Below are 485 nucleotides of genomic sequence, written 5' to 3'. Positions count from 1 at the left end.
GAACGCATCCTGCCGCCCGCGATGGGCAAGGTGCTGGCGGGCCGGCGCACCCCCTGGGTCGGGATCGTCTTCGTCTCCGTCCTGGCGATCGGCCTGGTCTCCACCGGCGAGATCGAGGGGCTCGGCGACACCACCTCGTTCCTGCTGCTCTGCGTCTTCGCCGTGGTCAACATCGCCGTGCTGGTCCTGCGCAAGGACCGGGTGGCCCACCGCCACTTCCGTACGCCCACGGCGCTTCCGGTGCTCGGCGCGCTCACCTCGCTGATCCTGGCGAGCCCGCTCGCCGACCGGGGCTCCGACGTGTACGTACGGGCCGGAATCCTGCTGCTGATCGGCATCGGGCTGTGGGCGCTCAACAGGGCGGTGATGACGGCCCGCGAGAAGTCGGCCGCCCCGGACGCCTGACGGGCCGCCACCCGCCGCCCCCACCACCGCATTCCGGCCGACCCTTACACCGTCGGACGCATGTACCAAAGGAAAATGCC

General features: G+C 70.9%; 1 pseudogene. It reads left to right on the top strand.

Annotated features, from left to right (window positions below):
• Nucleotides 1-405: pseudogene (locus AB0C16_RS40460) on the top strand (amino acid permease); the annotation flags it as partial.
• Nucleotides 406-485 lie beyond the last annotated feature (80 nt).

This window comes from Nonomuraea sp. NPDC048916, from assembly GCF_040649575.1.
Taxonomy (GTDB): Bacteria; Actinomycetota; Actinomycetes; order Streptosporangiales; family Streptosporangiaceae; genus Nonomuraea.
This window is presented reverse-complemented; position numbering and strand designations above follow the sequence as displayed.